General features: G+C 68.2%; 16 protein-coding genes. 4 read left to right on the forward strand and 12 right to left on the reverse strand.

Features of this window, described 5'->3' with window-relative positions; genetic code table 11:
* Window positions 1–57 precede the first annotated feature (57 nt).
* Window positions 58–1,908, forward strand: coding sequence for a DUF3369 domain-containing protein (locus tag CRT60_RS33535; protein ID WP_098740677.1), 1,851 nt, complete (start codon window positions 58–60; stop codon window positions 1,906–1,908).
* Window positions 1,909–1,953: 45 nt separating this feature from the next.
* On the opposite strand, the gene CRT60_RS33540 is transcribed toward CRT60_RS33535, so the two are convergent.
* The 5 genes from CRT60_RS33540 to rpmI form a co-directional block, all read right to left on the reverse strand.
* Window positions 1,954–2,367: a response regulator gene (locus tag CRT60_RS33540; RefSeq protein WP_098740678.1), complete on the reverse strand. Its 414-nt coding sequence runs from the start codon at window positions 2,365–2,367 to the stop codon at window positions 1,954–1,956.
* A gap of 373 nt (window positions 2,368–2,740) precedes the next feature.
* Complete coding sequence (gene pheT / locus CRT60_RS33545; protein ID WP_098740679.1) at window positions 2,741–5,152, reverse strand: phenylalanine--tRNA ligase subunit beta; 2,412 nt, start codon at window positions 5,150–5,152, stop codon at window positions 2,741–2,743.
* Between the two features lie 12 nt (window positions 5,153–5,164).
* Window positions 5,165–6,232: a phenylalanine--tRNA ligase subunit alpha gene (pheS, locus tag CRT60_RS33550; protein ID WP_098740680.1), complete on the reverse strand. Its 1,068-nt coding sequence runs from the start codon at window positions 6,230–6,232 to the stop codon at window positions 5,165–5,167.
* Between the two features lie 135 nt (window positions 6,233–6,367).
* Complete coding sequence (gene rplT / locus CRT60_RS33555) at window positions 6,368–6,739, reverse strand: 50S ribosomal protein L20 (RefSeq protein ID WP_098740681.1); 372 nt, start codon at window positions 6,737–6,739, stop codon at window positions 6,368–6,370.
* A 36-nt stretch (window positions 6,740–6,775) separates the two neighbouring features.
* Window positions 6,776–6,976 carry a 50S ribosomal protein L35 gene (rpmI, locus tag CRT60_RS33560; RefSeq protein ID WP_012975158.1) on the reverse strand — a complete coding sequence of 67 codons (201 nt, stop codon included), beginning with the start codon at window positions 6,974–6,976 and terminating at the stop codon, window positions 6,776–6,778.
* 521 nt (window positions 6,977–7,497) lie between these two features.
* Between rpmI and CRT60_RS33565 the strand changes: the two genes are divergently transcribed.
* Together CRT60_RS33565 and ubiB are read left to right on the forward strand one after the other, a co-directional pair.
* Complete coding sequence (locus CRT60_RS33565) at window positions 7,498–8,274, forward strand: class I SAM-dependent methyltransferase (protein ID WP_098740682.1); 777 nt, start codon at window positions 7,498–7,500, stop codon at window positions 8,272–8,274.
* A 6-nt stretch (window positions 8,275–8,280) separates the two neighbouring features.
* Window positions 8,281–9,819: a 2-polyprenylphenol 6-hydroxylase gene (ubiB, locus tag CRT60_RS33570; protein WP_098740683.1), complete on the forward strand. Its 1,539-nt coding sequence runs from the start codon at window positions 8,281–8,283 to the stop codon at window positions 9,817–9,819.
* Between the two features lie 36 nt (window positions 9,820–9,855).
* Here ubiB and CRT60_RS33575 read toward each other — a convergent pair whose 3' ends face one another.
* Complete coding sequence (locus tag CRT60_RS33575) at window positions 9,856–10,782, reverse strand: 2-hydroxyacid dehydrogenase (protein ID WP_098740684.1); 927 nt, start codon at window positions 10,780–10,782, stop codon at window positions 9,856–9,858.
* Window positions 10,783–10,862: 80 nt separating this feature from the next.
* Here CRT60_RS33575 and CRT60_RS33580 point away from each other — a divergent pair, with 80 nt between their 5' ends.
* Window positions 10,863–11,522 carry a pseudouridine synthase gene (locus CRT60_RS33580; RefSeq protein WP_098740685.1) on the forward strand — a complete coding sequence of 220 codons (660 nt, stop codon included), beginning with the start codon at window positions 10,863–10,865 and terminating at the stop codon, window positions 11,520–11,522.
* Here the strand turns inward: CRT60_RS33580 and CRT60_RS33585 are convergent.
* The 6 genes from CRT60_RS33585 to CRT60_RS33610 all read right to left on the reverse strand — a co-directional run bounded on the left by CRT60_RS33585 (window position 11,464) and on the right by CRT60_RS33610 (window position 20,623).
* Window positions 11,464–13,284, reverse strand: coding sequence for an acyl-CoA dehydrogenase C-terminal domain-containing protein (locus CRT60_RS33585; RefSeq protein WP_098740686.1), 1,821 nt, complete (start codon window positions 13,282–13,284; stop codon window positions 11,464–11,466). The genes CRT60_RS33580 and CRT60_RS33585 overlap by 59 nt on opposite strands.
* Window positions 13,285–13,321: 37 nt before the next feature.
* Window positions 13,322–14,260, reverse strand: a complete 939-nt coding sequence (locus tag CRT60_RS33590) for an electron transfer flavoprotein subunit alpha/FixB family protein (protein ID WP_098740687.1) — start codon at window positions 14,258–14,260, stop codon at window positions 13,322–13,324.
* Window positions 14,261–14,314: 54 nt separating this feature from the next.
* Window positions 14,315–15,064 (reverse strand): electron transfer flavoprotein subunit beta/FixA family protein, encoded by a 750-nt coding sequence (locus CRT60_RS33595; protein WP_098740688.1) that lies wholly within the window; start codon window positions 15,062–15,064, stop codon window positions 14,315–14,317.
* Between the two features lie 143 nt (window positions 15,065–15,207).
* Window positions 15,208–16,860: an acyl-CoA synthetase gene (locus CRT60_RS33600; RefSeq protein ID WP_098740689.1), complete on the reverse strand. Its 1,653-nt coding sequence runs from the start codon at window positions 16,858–16,860 to the stop codon at window positions 15,208–15,210.
* A gap of 157 nt (window positions 16,861–17,017) precedes the next feature.
* Window positions 17,018–17,740: a response regulator transcription factor gene (locus CRT60_RS33605; RefSeq protein ID WP_098740690.1), complete on the reverse strand. Its 723-nt coding sequence runs from the start codon at window positions 17,738–17,740 to the stop codon at window positions 17,018–17,020.
* Between the two features lie 78 nt (window positions 17,741–17,818).
* Entirely contained in the window at window positions 17,819–20,623 is a 2,805-nt protein-coding gene (locus tag CRT60_RS33610; protein ID WP_098740691.1) for a cache domain-containing protein, read from the reverse strand.
* Window positions 20,624–20,640 lie beyond the last annotated feature (17 nt).

The raw sequence follows: 20,640 nt of genomic DNA on the forward strand, positions 1-20,640 counted from the left end.
GACCGCCATGCGGGCCGGCCAAGCCCGTCCTCATGACCCTTTCACGATTGAAGAGCCATGACCGACGCCGACCCGACCGGACCTGAGGACGCCCCCCGCACCGATCCGGCAACCGGGCCGGCCCCCGAGCCGGCCCCCGAGCCGGCCCCCGAGCCGGCCGACGAGGATATGGTCTTCCTCGACGATGCCGCCCCGGAAGATGGCCCCGGAAATGGTCCCGAAGATGCCGCCGCCGGGGAGGCGCCCGGCAGCCGCTGGACCATGCTGATCGTCGATGACGAGCCGGAGGTCCATGCGATCACCAAGCTGGTCCTGTCCGACTTCGCCTTCAAGGGCCGCAAGGCCCGCTTCCTGTCCGCCCATTCGGCGGCGGAGGCCCGGCGGATCCTGGCGCGGGAGAGCGACATCGCGCTGATCCTGCTCGACGTGGTGATGGAGACGGAGGATGCCGGCCTGCGGCTGGTCCACCACATCCGCGAAGAACTGCAGAACCGCAACGTGCGCATCATCCTGCGCACCGGCCAGCCGGGACAGGCGCCGGAACGGGCGGTGATCCTCGATTACGACATCAACGACTACAAGGCGAAGACCCAGCTGACCGCCCAGCAGCTGTTCACCACCACGGTCGCGGCGCTCCGCTCCTACGAGGACATCGTGGCGATCGACGCCAACCGCCGCGGCCTGGAGAAGATCATCGAGGCGTCGTCGTCGCTGTTCCGCGCCCGCTCGATGAAGCTGTTCGCGGCCGGCGTGCTGACCCAGCTGTCGGGCCTGCTGGGGGTGGGGCCGGACGCCATCCTGTGCGTGCAGCGCGGCAGTGCCGGAACCCCGGGTAGCAGCAACCCGGCGGTCGAGGCGGCAACCGGCAACGGCCTCTATGTGCTGGCCGGATCGGGCCGGTTCGAGGATCTCATCAATGAACCCGCCGCCGGCCATGTCGATCCGGCGGTGCTGGCCGCGGTGAGCGCCTGCCTGGAAAAGCGGGCGCATGTCTTTACCGGCGACCATTGCACGCTCTACATCCGCACGCCGAACGACCGGGAAACGGTGGTCTACCTGCGCTCCAACCGGCCGCTGTCGGAGTTGGACCGCAAGCTGATCGAGGTGTTCTGCGGCAAGATTTCCGTCGGTTTCGACAATCTGCACCAGTACGAGCAGCTCTACCGCGCCCAGCGGGGCACGCTGGCGGCGCTGGCCGATCTGGCCGAGCGCGGCCGCGGCGCGCTGACCGCCGACGGGCCTGCCAAGGATGGGGCCGCCTGCACTGACATGGGCGCGGATGCGGCAGAGGACGGGGCAGTGGGCGGGGCGGTGGACGGGGCGGAGGACGACCGGTTCTGCCGGTTGCTGCGCATCGCCGCAATCACCGAACGGATCGCCCGCCGCCTGCATGCCGACGGTCTCTTCGCCGACACGCTGGACGACTCGACGCTGGAGATCATCGGCCTCGCGGCCATTCTGCACGACATCGGCAATGCCGCGGTGAACCCGGCGATCCTGTCGAAGCCCGGCCCGCTCGATGCGGCGGAGCGCAGCGCCATGCAGGCCCATACGGTGGCCGGCGCCAGCCTGCTGAACCAGGCGAGCCATCTGGCCGACGGCCCGACCCATCTTCATCTGGGGGCGGCGGTGGCACGCTGGCACCACGAGAATTGGGATGGCACCGGCTATCCTGACGGCCGCACCGGGGCGGCGATCCCGCTGTGCGCCCGCATCGTCGCCGTTGCCGACGCCTATGACGCCATGACGCGAGACCGGCCCTATCGTCCGGCGCTGGGCCGCGATCACGCCGTGGATGAAATCCGCCGGCTGGCCGGTCTGCGGTTCGACCCGGCGGTGGTCGATGCCTTCCTCGCCGTGCTGCCGGAGATCGACCTGCCCCGTTCCGCAGCAGGACCGGCCACCTGACGGGCCGGTTGCAGCAACCTCACCTTCACTCGGAATAAATCGGCCCTAGCGGCTGCACAGCGCTTCGACCGCCTCGCGCAGCGGCCCGACCTGAACCGGCTTCAGCAGCAGCTCGCAGCCCATGAGCTGGGCCTCGTCGCGGCGCTCGGGCGTGCTGTCGCCGGTCAGGATGATGGCCGGGATTTGCTGCCCGGTTTCGGTGCGGACACGCTCCACCACCTCGCGTCCGGTGCGGCCGGCCGGCAGGTAATGGTCGGCGATGATCAGGTTCGGCACCCGGCCCAACCCACCGAGCTGTGCCTCCAGCGCGGCGGCGCTGAGCGCCTTGACCACCTCGTACCCCCAGCCGTCCAACAGGATCGCCAGCCCTTCGACGATCGAGCGGTCGTCGTCCACCACCAGGATGAGTGGCTTGCCGGACTCCGGTTTGGTTGCCTTACCGTCCGCTGGATCAACCATAGACTTCCCCCGCTTCGTCGCTTGCAGTGTGATGGGCATTCGACTTGCCAAGGCAATGCACGCATCGCCTGTGCCGTAATCGTGACATCGAACACATCGTGGGTCCACCGGGGGCAAACAATCCTGACCCCCAATCTTCCCATAGATCAACGTCCTGGCGTCAAACATTGAATTGCAACAAACAGTCTCAGGGTTTTCCCTTAGCGAATGCACTCGAGATTCATCAATCAGCAATTCATCATATGATTGCGCGGTGAGCTATCGTGAAGGAGCCTTTCGTGAATCCTTCAGGTAGGCCAAACGAAAAGAGCCCCCGCCGAAGCGGAGGCCCTGTCTCTTACATAACGGCGATTTCAACCCCGGAGGGTTTTTCTCAAGCGCGAAGATTTCCTCCGGTCGCCTTGACCACCGCGGCAACGATTTTCTGGCCGACGGCCTCGATCGCCTCATCGGTCAGGGTTGCGGAGGTCGGCTGGTAGGTGACCGACACGGCGACCGACTTGCGACCTTCACCCACTCCCGGCCCTTCATAGACGTCGAAGACTGCGACATCCTTGACCAGCGCCTTGTCGGCGCCCTTGACGGCACGGAGGATCTTGTCGGCCTCCACCTTGCGGTCGACGACGAAGGCGAAATCGCGCTCCACCGGCTGGAAGGCGGAGAGTTGGACCATCGGCTTGGCGGTGCCGCCCTTCTTCTTGGGCAGCGGCACGGCGTCCAGCATCACCTCGAAGCCGACGACCGGCCCCTTGACGCCCAGCGCGTCCAGCACCGACGGATGGATCTCGCCGAAGCGCGCCATCACGGTGGGGCCGAGTCGCAGCACGCCGGAACGGCCGGGATGGTACCAGCCCGGCGCATCGGTGGTGACCTGCAGGTTGCCGGCCGGGGCGCCGACCGCCTCCAGCACCGCCAGCGCATCGGCCTTGGCATCGAACACGTCGACGCCGCGGGCCTTCTCCGACCAATGGTGGGGTACCGCCGCACCGGCGCGGATGCCGGCGGCAACCGTATCCTGGCCGTCCGGCGCCGGGGTGCGGAAGGCCGCCCCGACCTCGAACAGGCGCACGTCGGCGAAGCCGCGGTCGGCGTTGCGGCCGGCGGCCTGGATCAGGTTGGGCAGGACCGACGGACGCATGACGTCGAGATCGCTGCTGATCGGGTTGACCAGCCGCAGGCCCGGCTGTCCGCCGCCGAACAGCCCGGCGACCGGGCCGGACAGGAAGGACCAGGTCACCGCCTCCGACAGGCCACGGGCGGCCAGCGTGCGCTTGGCCAGCGCGACGCGGCGTTGCTTCAACGTCAGGGCCGGGCGGGTCAGCACCGTCTCGCGCGGCAGCGGCGTCGCCGGGATGGCGTCGAAGCCATGGACGCGCAGCACCTCCTCGACCAGATCGGCCTCGCCATGGACATCGGCGCGCCAGGACGGAACGCCGACGACCAGACGGCCCTCGGCATCCTCGCCCTCAAGGGTGAAGCCGAGATCGGCCAGGATCCGCTCCTGACGCTCGCGCGGCAGATCGACGCCGCCCAGCGCGGCGACGCGGCCCGGACGCAAGGTCAGGCTGCGCTTCCAGTTCGGTTCGGCTCCGGCGACCACCAGTTCCGACGGCTCGCCGCCGCACAGTTCCAGGATCAGGCGCGTGGCCCGCTCCATGCCGGCGAACACGGCCGCCGGATCGACGCCGCGCTCGAAGCGGTAGCGCGCATCCGAATCGATGCCCAGCCGGCGGCCGGTCTGCGCCGTGCGCACCGGGTCGAACAGCGCCGCCTCGACGAAGACGTTGACGGTCTGCTCGGTGCAGCCGGTCGGCTCGCCGCCGACGATGCCGGCCAGAGCCTCCGCCCGCTCGTCGTCGGCCACCACGGTCATGGCGGCGTCCAGCGCGTATTCCTTGCCGTTCAGCGCCGCCAGCGTCTCGCCCTCGCGACCCATGCGGACGGTGATGTTGCCCTTCACCGTGTCGGCGTCGAAGACGTGCAGCGGGCGGGCGGCGTCGAAGGTCAGGTAGTTGGTGATGTCGACCAGCGCCGAGATCGGACGCAGGCCGATGGAGACCAGCTTGTCCTGCAACCACTTCGGCGACGGGCCGTTCTTCACGCCGCGGATATAGCGGCCGACGAACAGCGGGCAGGCCTCGGGCACATCGATGCTCACCCCGACCGGGCTGGCGAAGGCCCCGGTGACCGGCGAGGCGTCCAGATGCCCCTCGGTCAGCGGCTTCAGCGTGCCCATGCCGGATGCTGCGAGGTCGCGGGCGATGCCGCGGATCCCGGCGCAGTCGGCGCGGTCGGGCGTCAGGTTGATGTCGATGACCGGATCGTTCAGCCCGGCATAGTCGGCAAAGCCGGCGCCGACGGGGGCGTCGTCCGGCAGCTCGATGATGCCCTCATGCTCGTCCGACAGCTTCAGCTCGCGCTTGGAGCACATCATGCCGTTCGACTCGACGCCGCGGATGACGCCCTTCTTCAGCGTGATGTCGGAACCGGGGACATAGGTCCCCTCCGGCGCGAAGACGCCCTTCATGCCGGCGCGCGCATTCGGGGCGCCGCAGACCACCTGGAGGGTGCCGGCGCCGGTATCGACCATCAGCACGCGCAGCTTGTCGGCGTCCGGGTGCTTTTCGGCCGAGACGACATGGGCGACGCGGAAGGGCTCCAGTTCCTTCGACCGGTCTTGGATGCCTTCGACCTCGAGCCCGAGGGCGGTCAGCTTTTCCGTGATCTGGTCGAGCGAGGCGTCGGTCTCCAGATGGTCCTTCAGCCAGGACAGCGTGAACTTCATGGGTCCGGCTCCTTAGCGCGTCAGGCCGTGGGCGATGTTGGGAATGTCGAGGGCGGCGAAGCCGTAATGCTTCAGCCAGCGCAGGTCGGCTTCGAAGAAGGTGCGCAGGTCGGGGATGCCGTATTTCAGCATCGCCACGCGCTCCACCCCCATGCCGAAGGCGAAGCCCTGGTACTTGGTGCTGTCGATGCCGCAGGCTTCCAGCACGTTCGGGTGGACCATGCCGCAGCCGAGGATCTCCAGCCAGTCGCCGTAATTGCCCAGCTTCAGCTCGCCGCCCTTGCGGGAGCAGCCGATATCGACCTCCGCCGACGGTTCGGTGAAGGGGAAGAAGCTGGGGCGGAAGCGCAGCGGCAGGTCGTCCACGTCGAAGAAGGCGCGGCAGAACTCCACGAGGCAGCCCTTCAGGTGCCCCATGTTGGTCGCCTCGTCGATGACCAGCCCCTCGATCTGGTGGAACATCGGGGTGTGGGTCATGTCGTAGTCGGAGCGGTAGGTGCGCCCCGGCGCGATGATGCGGATCGGCGGCTTGTTGTTCAGCATGGTGCGGACCTGCACCGGGCTGGTGTGGGTGCGCAGCAGCATCTTCTTCTCATCCGCGTCGGGCAGATAGAAGGTGTCGTGCATGTCGCGCGCCGGGTGGCCGGGCGGGAAGTTCAGGGCGGTGAAGTTGTGGAAATCGTCCTCGATGTCCGGCCCTTCGGCGACCGAGAAGCCCATCTCGGCGAAGATGGCGATCATCTCGTCCATCGTCTGGCTGATCGGGTGGATGCGCCCCTCCGACTCGGGCCGGACCGGCAGGGTGACGTCGACCCGCTCGGCCTCCAGCCGCGCCTTCAGGTGGGCGGCGGCGAGGTCGGCCTTGCGCGCGTCGATGGCGGCGGCGATCTCGTCCTTCAGCGCGTTCAGCGCCTGACCGCGCTCCTTGCGCTCGTCCGGCGTGAGGTTCCCCAGCTCCTTCATGAAGCCGGTGATGCGCCCCTTCTTGCCGAGCGCGGAGACCCGCACCTCGTCCAGCGCCGAGAGATCGGCGGCGGCGTTGACCTGCGACAGAAGTTCGTCTTTCAGCGCGTCGAGCATGGCGGTTCCCGGCAAGCGTGGGGAAGAAAACGGTGCAAAAAGAAAAAGGGAGCCGGCCCAGCGGCCCGGCTCCCTTCTCTTACAACTGACGCCGTGACGGCAAGCGTTCCCTGACTTGAGGAAACGCGAGGCGCGTTACGCGGCGGCCTTGGAGGCGAGCGCGGCCTGGGCCTGGTCCACCAAGGTCTTAAAGGCCTCCGGCTCGCGCGCGGCCAGATCGGACAGGACCTTGCGGTCGATCTCGATGCCGGCCAGCTTGATGCCGTTGATGAAGCGCGAGTAGGTCAGGCCGTACTGACGGACGCCGGCGTTGATGCGCTGGATCCACAGGCCGCGGAAATCGCGCTTCTTGTTGCGGCGATCGCGATAGGCATAACGAAGCGCCTTCTCGACCTTCTCGACCGCAATGCGGAAATTCTTGGAATTGCGACCCCGGTAGCCCTTGGCGAGCTTCAGGATCTTGCGGTGACGGGCGTGCGTCGTGACGCCGCGCTTAACACGAGCCATGGTTCAGTCCTTCCGAAATTCTATGATGTGCCGAGATCAGGCGTTGCGCAGCCAGTTCTTCAGCACCGTGCGGGCGTTGGAGTCGCACAGGGTCATCATGCCGCGCGCGTTGCGCTTCATGTTCGGGGACTTCTGTTCCAGGCAGTGGCGCTTGTAGGCGGCCTGAGCGCGGACCTTACCCGTGGCGGTCACCTTGAAGCGCTTCTTGGCGCCGCTCTTCGTCTTCAGCTTGGGCATTTTCGTTTCCTGGGTGGAAATGAGGCGGAATTCCAACGGACGGGTGGGCATGCCCTGAGCCTTCCGGCCCAGCCTCGCCGCCCGTGGAAGGCTGCGCTTATACGCGCGGGGACGGCGCGATGCAAGGGGGATGTGGCGGAGAGGCTTTCTGCAACGCCATGGACCCAAGGCTCATCTTCGGCCTTCGCGGGGATGAGGCGACGTTGGGGCAGTCCCAGTTTTGCCGGCCCCCCCTCCTGCGGACACGCTTTCCGTGCTAGGATTTCAGACCCACCCCATGCGATGGAGCACCGGATGGAACATCGGCGGAAAACTGTTTCACCCTGTTCCATCCCGCATCGGACGGCCGGCCCGCCGCCCAACCGCACCCCGTGGAACAGACACGCAAAACTGTTCCACGCCGTTCCATCGCAGACACCTCCGGCCGGCGCCCCCATCCGCCCTACGCCATTCGCCGCAGCGGCTTCCGCATTGCACGCCCCCGCTGGCGCATGGCCCCTGCCCGCGCTATCTTCCCGGCCATGAGCGACCGCATCCCCGACCCGCAAAAACCCGCGTCCGGTGCCGAAGGCAACTGGTTCGGCTTCACCCCCGTCGATCCGTCCGCCAAGTCCGGGCTGGTCCGCGCCGTCTTCGACAGCGTGGCGACCAACTACGACCTGATGAACGACCTGATGTCGGGCGGCATCCATCGGCTGTGGAAGGACACGCTGATGGAGATGGTGGCGCCCAAGCCGGACATGACCCTGCTCGACGTGGCGGGCGGCACCGGCGACATCGCCTTCCGCTTCCTCAAGAAGGGCGGCGGGGCGGCGGTGGTCTGCGACATCACCGAGGCGATGGTCCGGGTCGGGCGCGACCGCGCCGTCGACCGCAACATCCTGTCCGGCGTGCAATGGACGGTCGGCGACGCGGAACGGCTGCCCATCGCCCCGCGCTCGGTCGACGCCTACACCATCGCCTTCGGCCTGCGCAACGTCACCCGCATCGACGAGGCGATCAAGGAGGCCCACCGGGTCCTGAAGCCCGGCGGCAAGTTCTACTGCCTGGAATTCAGCCACGTCGTGCTGCCGGTTCTGCGCGAGCTGTACGACGTCTATTCCTTCCAGGTGCTGCCCTTCATGGGCCGCGTGGTGGCGAAGGACGAGGCGAGCTACCGCTATCTGGCCGAGAGCATCCGCCGCTTCCCGCAGCAGGCCGATCTGGCCAAACGGATCGAGGCGGCAGGGTTCGGTGCGGTGCGGGTACGCAACCTGTCGGGCGGGATCGCCGCCATCCATTCCGGCTGGCGGATTTAACCTCCCGTGTTCCGCATCCTGCGCAACCTGATCCGGATGGCCGTGATCGGCCGGACGGTCGCCCGTCATGATGCCCTGCCCACCAGCCTGCTCGGCACGGCTCCCGGCCTGCTCTGGCTGTGGCGCCGGGTTGCCCGCAAGGACGTGCCCGGCCGCGAGGGCGAGCGGCTCGCCCGCGCACTGGCCGAACTCGGCCCCACCTACATCAAGCTGGGCCAGCTGCTGTCCACCCGCTCCGATCTGGTCGGCGAGCGGATGGCAGTCGATCTGGCCGAGTTGCAGGACAAGCTGCCGCCCTTCCCCGCCCATCAGGCCCGCGCCATCGTCGAGGCGGAGTTCGGCCAGCCGGTCCAGGCGCTGTTCCAGAGCTTCGACGACAAGCCGGTCGCCGCCGCCTCCATCGCCCAGGTCCATTTCGCCGTCACCGCCGACGGGCAGGAGGTAGCGGTCAAGGTGCTGCGTCCGGGGATCGAGCAGGCCTTCGAGCGCGACATCGACCTGTTCTACCGGCTGGCGGCGCTCGCCCAATGGGTCCTGCCCAGGCTGAAGCGGCTGCGTCTGACCGAAATCGTCGACACCTTCGCCCGCACCTCGCGGCTGGAGATGGATCTGCGGATGGAGGCCGCCGCCGCGTCGGAGCTGGCGTCGAACTTCAAGGACGACGACACTTTCAACGTGCCGAAGGTCGATTGGGAGCGCACCGGCGGCCGGGTGCTGACGCTGGAGCGCATCCGCGGCTTCAAGGTGGACGAGCCGGCGCGCATCTCCGCCGCCGGCTTCGACCGCGATGAGATCCTGGCGATGGCCTCGGCCAGCTTCTTCAACCAGGTCTTCCGCGACGGCTTCTTCCACGCCGACCTGCATCCCGGCAACCTGTTCATCAACGAACAGGGCACCATCACCGCCGTCGATTTCGGCATCATGGGCCGGCTGGACCGCGAGACGCGCTATTACCTCGCCGACATGCTGATCGGCTTCCTGACCGGCGACTACCGCCGCGTCGCGCTGGTGCATTTCGAGGCCGGCTACGTGCCGCGCCACCAGTCCATCGAGATCTTCACCCAGGCCTGCCGCGCCATCGGCGAGCCCTTGCAGAACAAGCCGCTGGCCGACATCTCGGTCGGCCGGCTGCTGGCCCAGCTGTTCGCCGTCACCGAACAGTTCGAGATGGAGACCCAGCCGCAGCTGCTTCTCCTGCAAAAGAGCATGCTGACGGCCGAGGGTGTCGGCCGGCTGCTGAACCCCAACATCAACATGTGGGAACTGGCCCGCCCGCTGATCGAGGAGTGGATGCGCGAGAACCGCGGGCCGGAGGCGCAGTTCATCAACGATGCCGGCGCCATCCTGTCCACCGTCCGCCGCCTCCCCGCCCTGGTCAGCGAGGCGGAGCGGGTGACCCGCGACATTTCGGAAGGCGGCGTACGGCTGCACCCGCAGACCGTCCGCCAGATGCTGAACGGCTGGGAAAGCCGCCGCCGCTCGGACCGCGCCGCCCTGTGGGTGATCGCGGCCCTGCTGGCGGTGATCGCCGTTCAGATGCTGTAAGGGCCGTGACCGCCGATTGAGGGCAGAGAATAACCCTCAGTAGCCCCGGCTGCGGTCCACCAGATTGGGTATCGGCCGGCCTTCACGCAGGGCGGTCACCGCGGTGGCCACCTGCCCGGCGCACAGCGACGGGTGGGTGACCCCGGCGACATGGGGGGTGATGCGGACCCGTGGGTGACGCCAGAGCGGATGGTCCGCCGGCAGCGGCTCCGTCGCGAAGACATCCAGGCTGGCGCCGCGCAGATGCCCGCTTTCCAGCGCGTCCAGCAGGTCCGACTCGACCAGATGCCCGCCGCGCGCCGCGTTGATGACAACCGCCCCCTTGGGCAGGGCGGCGAACAGGCCGGCATTCATGATGCCGCGGGTCTCGTCGGTCAGCGGCAGCAGGCAGACCAGCACATCGCATTGCGGCAGCATCGCCGCCAGCCCGTCGGGACCGGAGAAGCTCTCCACCCCCTCGATGCTCTTGGGGCTGCGGCTCCAGCCCATCAGCCGGTATTCCAGCGTCCGCAGCGTGCGGGCCGATGCCGCCCCCAGCTCGCCCATGCCCAGGATGCCGACCGTCACCTCGGACGCCGGGCGATGATCGAGCTGCTCCCACCGCGCCTCGGCCTGGAGAGCGTCGTAGCGGTCCATCAGCCGGTGCCAGTAGAGCAGCTGGAAGACGACATAGCCGGCCATGTCGGCCGTCAGCCCGTCCGCGACCATGCGCACCAGCGGCACGTCCGGCAGGGTCGGATCCAGCAGGATCGGCTCCACCCCGGCGCCGAGCGACACGATCAGCTTCAGGTTGGGCAGGGTCGCCAGCATGCCGGCTGGCGGCTTCCACACCACGGCGACCTCGATGTCGGCGACATCGCCGGTCTCGGGCCAGACGCGCATCTCCAGCCCGGGAAGATGACGGGCGATTTCCCGGCGCCAATCCTCGGCGCTGTCGCTGGCGGAGCAGAACAGAAGCGTCACGGCCGAACCCCTGCTATCAAGAGATCATATTGGGGTGCGAACGATAGCGCCTTTCCCGAACTCCGCAAGGAAGCAAGCCAGTGCCGCGCCTGATCCTGCTGAACAAGCCCTATGGCGTGCTGCCACAATTCACCGACGACCAGGGCCGCCCGACCTTGGCGGAGCTGGTTCCGGTGAAGGGCGTCTATGCCGCCGGCCGGCTCGACCGCGACAGCGAGGGGCTGCTGGCGCTGAGCGACGACGGCCCGCTGATCGCCCGCATCGCCTCGCCGGCCAACAAGATGCCGAAGACCTACTGGGTGCAGGTGGAGGGCGTGCCGACCGACGAGGCGCTGGAGGCGCTGCGCCGCGGCGTCACGCTGAAGGACGGCCCCACCCTGCCGGCCGAAGTGCGGGGGATTGACGAGCCCGAGTCGCTGTGGCCGCGCGATCCGCCGGTGCGCTACCGCGCCGCCATTCCCACCAGTTGGATTGCGCTCACCATCCGCGAGGGACGCAACCGGCAGGTCCGCCGCATGACCGCAGCGGTCGGTTTCCCAACCCTGCGGCTGATCCGCTGGGCCATCGGCGACTGGACGCTGGACGGGTTGGCGCCGGGGCAGTGGCGGGAGGTCCCCCAACCGCCCGCGACTCCCTCGACTGGGGCAAAGACCCCGGCACCAACCGGCAAGCGCGGCCCGGTCAAGCCGCGCCGAACAGCTGCTCCTCGCTCAGCGCCATCACGCTCGCGGAGCCGTTGACGACGGTCGCCCGCAGCGCCGCCGCCTTCGGCAGCACATGGGTGGCGAAGAAGCGGGCGGTCAGCGGCTTGGCCGACAGGAAGGCGGTGTCGGCATCGCCCTCCGCCAGCCGCTCCGCCGCCACCTTGGCGGCGCGGGCAAGCTGCCAGCCGCCGGCGACCACGCCCATCAGCTCCAGCACCGTCACCGACGCGGCGGCCGGCAGGCGCGGGTCCTGCTTCGCCGTCGTCAGCACCCAGGCAATCGCCTGCCTGGTCTCATGCACCGCGGCGGTCAGCTCCGCCCCGGTGACGCGCAGTGCCTCGTCGGCATGGCCGGACAGCTCGCCGCCCAGCGCCGCGATCTCGTCCAGCAAGCCGTTGGCCGTCGCCCCGCCGTCGCGCAGGATCTTGCGGTTGATCAGGTCGTTGGCCTGGATGGCGGTCGTGCCCTCGTAGATCGTGGTGATGCGGGCGTCGCGCAGGTGCTGGGCGGCCCCTGTCTCCTCGATGAAGCCCATGCCGCCATGGACCTGCACGCCGTCCGACGCCAGCTGCTGGCCGGTCTCGGTGCACCAGCCCTTGGCGATGGGGGTCAGCAGATCGACCAGCAGGGCAGCCCGGCCGCGGGTGGCCTCGTCGGCATGGTGGTGCGCCACGTCGACCGCGGCGGCGGCAGTGTAGAGGATGCCGCGCATTGCCTCGATCCGCGCCTTCATGCCCATCAGCAGGCGGCGGACGTCGGGATGGTTGACGATGCCCTTCGACTGCCCCTCAGTCCAGCCCAGCGGCTTGCCCTGCACGCGGTCGCGGGCATAGGCCAGCGCCTGCTGGTAGGCGCGCTCGGCAATCGACAGGCCCTGCATGGCGACGTTCAGCCGGGCATGGTTCATCATGGTGAACATGTATTCCAGGCCGCGGTTCGGCTCGCCCACCAGGAAGCCGGTCGCCCCGCCCTCGTCGCCGAAGGACAGCACGGCGGTCGGGCTGCCGTGGATGCCCAGCTTGTGCTCCAGCGACACGCACTTGACCTGATTGCGGGCACCAAGGCTGCCGTCCGGATTGACCAGGAATTTCGGCACGACGAACAGGCTGATGCCCTTCACGCCGGGAGGCGCGTCGGGCAGGCGGGCCAGCACCAGATGGACGATGTTCTCCGCCAGGTCATGGTCGCCGTAGGTGATGAAGATCTTCTGCCCGGTGACGAGGTAATGGTCGCCGTTCGGCACCGCGCGCGACCGCGTGGCGGCGAGATCCGACCCCGCCTGCGGCTCGGTGATGTTCATGGTGCCGGTCCACTCGCCCGAGATCATCCGGGGCAGGTAGAGGTCCTTCAGCGCCTCCGAGCCATAGAGCTGAACCGCGTTCACCGCCCCCTGCGTCAGCATCGGGCAGAGCGCGAAGGCCATGTTGGCGGAATGCCACATCTCCTGCACCGCGGTGTTCAGCAGGTTGGGCAACCCCATGCCGCCGCGCGACGGATCGAAGGGCAACCCGTTCCAGCCGCCTTCCACCAGCGCCTGCCACGCCGTCCCCCAGCCCTCCGCCGTGCGGGCGACGCCGTCGGTGCCGAGCTTGGCCCCCTGCACGTCGCCGATGCGGTTCAGCGGCGCCAGGACATTCTCGGCGATCTTCGCCGCTTCGCCCAGGATGCTATCCACCATGTCGGGGCTGGCATCCTCGAAGCCGGGTAGAGCCGCCACCTCGGCCATGCCGGCGAGGTGGTCGAGGACGAAGCGGATCTCTTTCAGCGGCGGGGTATAGGGGATCGCGGCGGCGGTCATGGGGGACCTCTTCGGGTAACGGAGGAAATGAACGAAATCAGAAGGCCTGCTGCAACTCCGGCAGGGCCTTGAACAGGTCGGCGACGAGTCCGTAGTCGGCGACCTGGAAGATCGGCGCCTCCTCGTCCTTGTTGATGGCGACGATGACCTTGCTGTCCTTCATGCCGGCCAGATGCTGGATGGCGCCCGAGATGCCGACGGCGACATAGAGGTCCGGCGCCACGATCTTGCCGGTCTGGCCGACCTGATAGTCGTTCGGCACGAAGCCGGCATCGACGGCGGCGCGGCTGGCACCCACGGCGGCCCCCAGCTTGTCGGCGATGGCTTCCAGCAGGTGGAAGTTGTCGCCCGACTGCATGCCGCGCCCGCCGGAGATGACGATGCGGGCCGAGGTCAGTTCCGGACGCTCCGACTTCGACAGTTCGGCCGAGACGAAGCCCGACAGAGCGGGATCGGCGACGGCGGCAATGCTCTCGACCACGGCGCTGCCGGTGGCGGGTGCCGCCTCGAAGGCGGTGGTGCGGACGGTGATCACCTTGATCGGGTCGGCCGTCTGCACGGTGGCGATGGCGTTGCCGGCATAGATCGGCCGCTCGAAGCTGTCGGCGGCAACCACGGCGGTGATGTCGGAGATCATCGCGACATCCAGCAATGCCGCGACGCGCGGGAGCACATTCTTTCCGGCCGAGGTGGCGGCGGCCAGGACATGGCTGTAGCCGGAGGCGAGCGACTCCAGCAGGGCCGCGACCGGCTCGGCCAGGGCGTGCTCGTAGGCGGCATCGTCGGCGAGCAGCACCTTGGTGACGCCAGCCAGCTTGGCGGCCTGCTCCGCGGCCGGGGCGGCGTTGCGGCCGGCGACGAGGATGTGGATGTCGCCGCCGAGCCCCTTGGCTATCTGTACGGCGGCGGTCACCGCATGGGCGGCGGCGGACTTCAGGCTGGCATTGTCGTGGTCGGCAAGGATCAGGATGGGCATGGGGCGGTTCCTCTGTCGGGCGGGGTGCGGAGAGTGCTGGCACGGGGCCGGCGCTCAGATCACGCGCGCCTCGGTCTTCAGCTTGTCGACCAGCGTGGCGACATCCGGCACCTTGATGCCGGCCTGGCGCTTGGCCGGTTCGGCGACCTTCACCGTCTTCAGGCGCGGCGTGACGTCGACGCCCAGGCTGTCCGGCGTGACGGTCTCCAGCGGCTTCTTCTTCGCCTTCATGATGTTCGGCAGCGAGGCATAGCGCGGCTCGTTCAGGCGCAGATCGGCGGTGACCACCGCCGGCAGCTTCAACGACACGACCTCAAGCCCACCGTCGATTTCGCGGGTGACTGCGACGGCATCGCCCGTCGGGGCGACCTTCGAGGCGAAGGTGCCCTGGCCCCAGCCGAGCAGGGCCGCCAGCATCTGGCCGGTCTGGTTGCAGTCGTCGTCGATGGCCTGCTTGCCGAGGATGACGAGGCCGGGAGCCTCCTTCTCGACCAGGGCCTTGAGGACCTTGGCGACGGCCAGCGGCTCGGTCGTCACGTCGGTCTGCACCAGGATGGCGCGGTCGGCGCCTATGGCCAGAGCCGTGCGCAGCGTCTCTTGGCACCCGGTCGGGCCGACGGACACCACGACGATCTCGGTCGCCGTGCCGGCCTCCTTGAGACGGACCGCCTCTTCGACGGCGATCTCGTCGAAGGGGTTCATCGAGAACTTCACGTTGGACGTCTCGACCCCGGACTGGTCGGTCTTCACCCGGATCTTGACGTTGTAATCGACGACGCGCTTGACGGCGCAGAGGATCTTCATGGCGCAGGTCCCTTTGGAAATGGGCGGCGTGCAGGCATGGGAGGGCGCTGCCCCAGCCTCTCCCCTGTCAGGCGGTGGAGAGAGCGGGCGCTTTGGCCGACATGCAGGAAAGGGTCAGGGAGAGGGCAATGCGCCCCGCCCCCTTAAAGCCCCTCGGTCTGCTTGCGCAGGACGTATTTCTGGATCTTGCCGGTGGAGGTCTTCGGCAGCGGGCCGAACACCACCGTGCGCGGGCACTTGAAGTGGGCCATGTGCGACCGGCAGAAGGCGATGATGTCGGCTTCGCTCGCGGTGGCGCCATCCTTCAGCGTGACGAAGGCGCAGGGCGTCTCGCCCCACTTCTCGTCATGGCGGGCGACGACGGCAGCCTCCAGCACGTCGGGATGCTTGTAGAGCACATCCTCCACCTCGATGGACGAGATGTTCTCGCCGCCGGAGATGATGATGTCCTTCGAGCGGTCCTTGATCTCGACATAGCCGTCTTCATGCCAGACGGCGAGGTCGCCGGTGTGGAACCAGCCGCCGGCGAAGGCCTCTTCGGTCGCCTTGGGGTTCTTCAGATAGCCCTTCATGACGTTGTTGCCGCGCATCATGATCTCGCCCATCGTACGGCCGTCCTTCGGTACCGGCTCCAGCGTGAAGGGGTCGGCAACGACCACCGCCTCCAGCATCGGGCCGCGCACGCCCTGGCGCGCCTTGATCGCCGCCTTCTCGTCCAGCGACAGGCCGTCCCAGCGGTCATGCCAGACGCAGACCACGGTCGGGCCGTAGCATTCGGTCAGGCCGTAGACATGGGTGACTTCCCAGCCCATGCGCTCCATCCCGGCGATGACGGCGGCGGGCGGGGCGGCGCCGGCAACCATCACCTTCACCTTGTGATCGATACCCTGCTTCAGCTCGGCCGGGGCATTGTTCAACATGTTGAGGACGATGGGCGCGCCGCAGAAGTTGGTCACCCGTTCTTCGCGGATCAGCTTGAGAACGGTGTCGGGGCGGACCTGACGCAGGCAGACGGCGGTGCCGGCGGTGACCGCGATGGTCCAGGGGAAGCACCAGCCGTTGCAGTGGAACATCGGCAGCGTCCACAGATACACGGGCGCATCGCCCATGTTCCAGGACAGCGCGTTCGACACCGCGTTCAGATAGGCACCGCGGTGGTGATAGACGACGCCCTTCGGGTTGCCGGTGGTGCCGGAGGTGTAGTTCAGCGCGATGGCCTGCCATTCGTCGGCCGGCAGGATCCAGGGATGTTCGGCACCGACATCGCTGATGAAGGACTCGTAATCGCGGTCACCGATCAGTTCGCCGCCGCTGTAGGTCGGATCGTCGATGTCCACCACCGGGATCGGCGCATCGAGCAGGGCCAGCGCCTTCTTGGCGACGCCGGAGAACTCGCGGTCGACGATCAGGATCTTCGCTTCGCCATGCTTCAGGATGAAGGCGATGGCTTCGGCATCCAGGCGGGTGTTGACGGCGTTCAGCACGGCACCGGCCAGCGGCACGCCGAAATGGGCCTCGAACAGTTCCGGCGTGTTGGCGGCCAGCATGGCGACAGTGTCGCCGGTGCCGATCCCCACATTCGCCAGCGCCGCGGCCAGACGGCGCACGCGGATGAAGGTCTCGGCCCAGGTCCGGCGCACCGGGCCATGGACGACGGCCAGCCGGTCGGGCCACACGGCGGCGGCACGCTCCAGGAAGGTCAGCGGCGTCAGGGCGACGAAATTGGCGGCATTGCGCTCGAGGTCGCGCTCGTACGGATTGGCACAGACATCGGCTGCGGCGGCAGTTTCACTCATCGGACCGTTCTCCCCAGGGGTTCTTTGTTGCACGCCGGCATTGGGCGCGGCGGTGTTGGAAACAGCCTGTACCAGATCAGCTTTGCGCAACTTTCTCAGGATTATGACCAATTGTTATTGAGGGTGTTGCGGCGCAAACGCAGGGGTGGCGCCACTTTCAGCGCAACCAGCTCACGTCGCCGGCGAACAGGTAGCCGGCACCATAGACCGTCTTGATCAGCCGCGGCGTGCGGGGATCCTCCTCGATCTTCTTGCGGATGCGCGAGATGCGGACATCGATGCTGCGGTCGTAGGGAAAATCGTCGCGATCCTGATCAGGACCCTGCAAATGCTCGCGCGACAGCACGCGCTTGGGCGCCTTCAACAGCATCAGCAGAAGCGAGGCCTCCGCCGCCGTCAGGCTTTCCTGCCGGCCGTCGTCGGCGGTCAGAGTCAGGTTGCCGAGATCGAACACCCAGGGACCGAAGCGCGCCCGTGCCGTGTCCTCTGCGGCAGTCGCTCCGGCCAGCTGCTCGCGGCGGCGGATGGCGCTGTTGACGCGGGCGACCAGTTCCCGCGGTTCGAACGGCTTCACGATGTAATCGTCGGCGCCAAGCTCCAGCCCCAGCACCCGGTCGGAGGTGCCGCCGCGCCCGGACAGGATGATGACGCCGAAGCGCACATCCTCCCACAGCTCGCGCACCAGGGTCAGCCCGTCCATGTCCGGCAGGCCGAGATCGACCAGACAGAGGTCGGGGGCCTGACGCTGGATCGCCGTCCGCGCCTCCCGCCCACTGGCCCATCCGGTCACCTCATAGCCGTAGCTCTCCAGCACCTCCGTCACCAGCCGCCGGATGTCGGCCTCGTCCTCGATCACATAGATGCGCTTCTTCTGTCCCACGCGCGTTTCCCCTCGGCACTCGTCGCCCTGATTTTTCCAGGTGCGTTCTATTGGGTGCGTTCTGTTGGCCCAATCCTATCAGGCCGGCGCGGGTTCGGTGGCGTGGCCGATGGCCGCCACCAGGTCCCGCTTGTCCCATGGCTTGCGCAGTATGACGGCATCGGCGGGGACGTCGCCATACTCGACAGCGAATCCGCTGACCAGAACCACCCGCATCGCCGGCCGCAGCAGCCGGGCGCGCCGCGCCAGCTCCACACCGGACAAGCCGGGCATGACGATGTCGGAAACCAGCAGAGACAGCCCGTCGATCTGCTCAACCAGCTCCGCCGCCTCGTCGCCGCTCGCCGCCTCCACCACCGAGAAGCCGAGGTCGACCAGCTGCTGGCGCATCACCTGCCGGACATCGTCATTGTCCTCCGCCACCAGCGCCAGCTGGCCGGACCAGCCGCCGGGCTGCGGGTCGGTCGCTGCCGCCGGGTCGGCCTCCTGCAGGCGGGGCACCGGTTCGGCGCGCGGCAGCAGCAGGGTGACGGCGGTCCCCTCCCCCGGCCGGCTGTCGATGCGCAGATAGCCGCGCGACTGCTTGACGAAGCCGTAGACCATCGACAGCCCCAGGCCGGAACCGAGAGCTTTGGTCGTGAAGAAGGGCTCCACGGCGCGGGCCAGCGCCTCCGGCGTGAAGCCGGTGCCGGTGTCGGTGACGCGGATCTCCAGATAATCGTCGGACCGGACCGGCTCGTCGAAGGACTGGTCGCCTTCCACCTTGCGGATACCGACGGCGATGTCGAGCCGCCCGCCGTTCGGCATGGCGTCGCGGGCGTTGATGGCGAGATTGACCAGCGCGTTCTCCAGCTGGGTCTGGTCGGCGATGGTCCAGCATTCCCGCCCCTCCCCCGGCACGCCGATGGCGATGGAACTGGGGAAGGACCGGCGCAGCAGCACCGCCATGTCGCGCAAGAGTCCGCACAGTTCGATCGGCTCCGGCTTCAGCGGCTGCTGACGGGAGAAGGCGAGCAGGCGGGCGGTGATGTCGGCTCCGCGCCGGCCGGCGCGCTGGGCCGGCTCCAGATAGGCGTCGAGCCCCTCCACCGCCGCGTAGCGGTCGCGCGCTGCCGATAGGTTGCCGATGATGATCGACAGCAGGTTGTTGAAGTCGTGCGCCAGCCCGCCGGACAGCTGGCCGACCGCCTTCAGCCGCTGAGCCTCCACCAGTTGGCGCTCGGTCTGCTTCTCGTCGGTGATGTCGAGGGTCAGGACGAACAGGCCGGTGACCGCGCCCTCCTCTGCCCAGCCATCGCCCCGCCCCTCGCCACGATGGGGAATCAGGGTTGTCTTGGTCACCATGGTGCCGCCATGGCGCGGGAAGGCATATTCGAAGGTCACCACCTCCCCCGACAGGCAGCGGTCGAGATGGGGGGCGAGGGCGGCCATCGCCCGCCGGCCGACGACCGACGCCAGATCGCGGCCGATGACCGCCGCCTTGTCGCGCCCGACAAGTTCGGCCCAGCGCAAATTGGCGAAGGTCAGCCGGCCATCGCGGTCCAGACCGGCGATGCAGGCGGGGATCGCATCCAGGATCACGCGCTGCCGGGTCTCCGCCTCCGCCAGCGCCGCCGTGCGGTCGCGCACCCGGCTGTCCAGCGTGGCGACGGTGTCGCGCAGCTGGCGTACCATGCCGTCGAAGGCCGATGCCAGCAGCCCGATCTCGTCGCCGCGGCGGATGCCGCTCTGGGCGCCAAGGTCGCCGGCCCTCACCTGCACCGCGGTGTCGGCCAGCCGGCGCAGCGGCCGCACCAGCCGCCCGACCGCGATGTAGCCCAGCAGGCTGCCCGCCGCCATCAACGCCATGCCGATGGCAAGGATGCGGTTGCCCAGCACCACCGAAGACCGCCGCAGCTCGTCCACATAGACCGACGAGGCGATGTACCAGTCGAACCCCTCGAAATGCCGGACCCAGCTGATCTTCTCGTAGGCGTAGTTGCCGGGATCGTCGGGCTTGTCCCACAGGTAGGTCAGCGGCTCCCCCTTTGCCGCGGCGACCTTCAAATCCTCGGCGATGGGACGGCCGGTGGCGGAGTTCAGCCGGTCGCCGAAGGCGGTGCCCTCAATGTTCGAATTCGGGTGGATGATCATCCGGTTCGCCGAATCGAAGATGTAGAGATAGCCGGTGCGGGCGATCCGCAGCTTGCGCAGGGCCTGGCGCAGATCCTCGATGGCGTCGGCCTTGCGCCGCTCCACCTCGGCGTCGACGTCGGCCAGATAGGCGCCGGTGCCGACGATGATGCCGCGCCGGGGCAGATCCTTGAAGAAGCTGAGCTTCGGCGCCCGCTCGTCGCCATTGGGCCGCCACCACGGATAGGTCTGGAACCCCTCCCCCTCGCGCTTGGCGGTGGCGACGATGGTGGGCAGGATGTGGCGGCCCAGATTGTCGCGCAGATCGTCGGCCTTGCGCCCCTGATAGTCGGGCGAGGGGTGCGACAGGATCACCGAATCGTAGCCGATGGCCCAGACATAGTCGCCGTTGCCGTAGCGGAAGGCGTGCAGCCCCTCCATCGCCTCGCGCCGCGCCTGCTCCATCGTGATCTCGCCGCGGTCGGCGCGGGCATAGACATGCTCGATATAGCCGACGGCCAGCTCCAGCACGTCGCGCAGCCGGGTCTTGTAGGAGTCGACGGTCGCGACCCGCTGTTCCTCCAGCCCGCCGCGGATGCGGCTGACCAGTTCGAACACGTTGTCGAGGATGGTCCGGCTGGCGTCGCGTTCGATCTCGTAGGCCTTCTCCTCGATGAAGGGGACCGAGAAGACGTAGGCCGCCGCGGAGAACAGCCCGAGCGAGATCAGGATCGCCGAGAACAGCCGGAGGAACAGGGGCGAACGGATCATTTTCCGGGCGGGGGGCG

It is taken from the genome of Azospirillum palustre, from assembly GCF_002573965.1.
Classification (GTDB): Bacteria; Pseudomonadota; Alphaproteobacteria; order Azospirillales; family Azospirillaceae; genus Azospirillum; species Azospirillum palustre.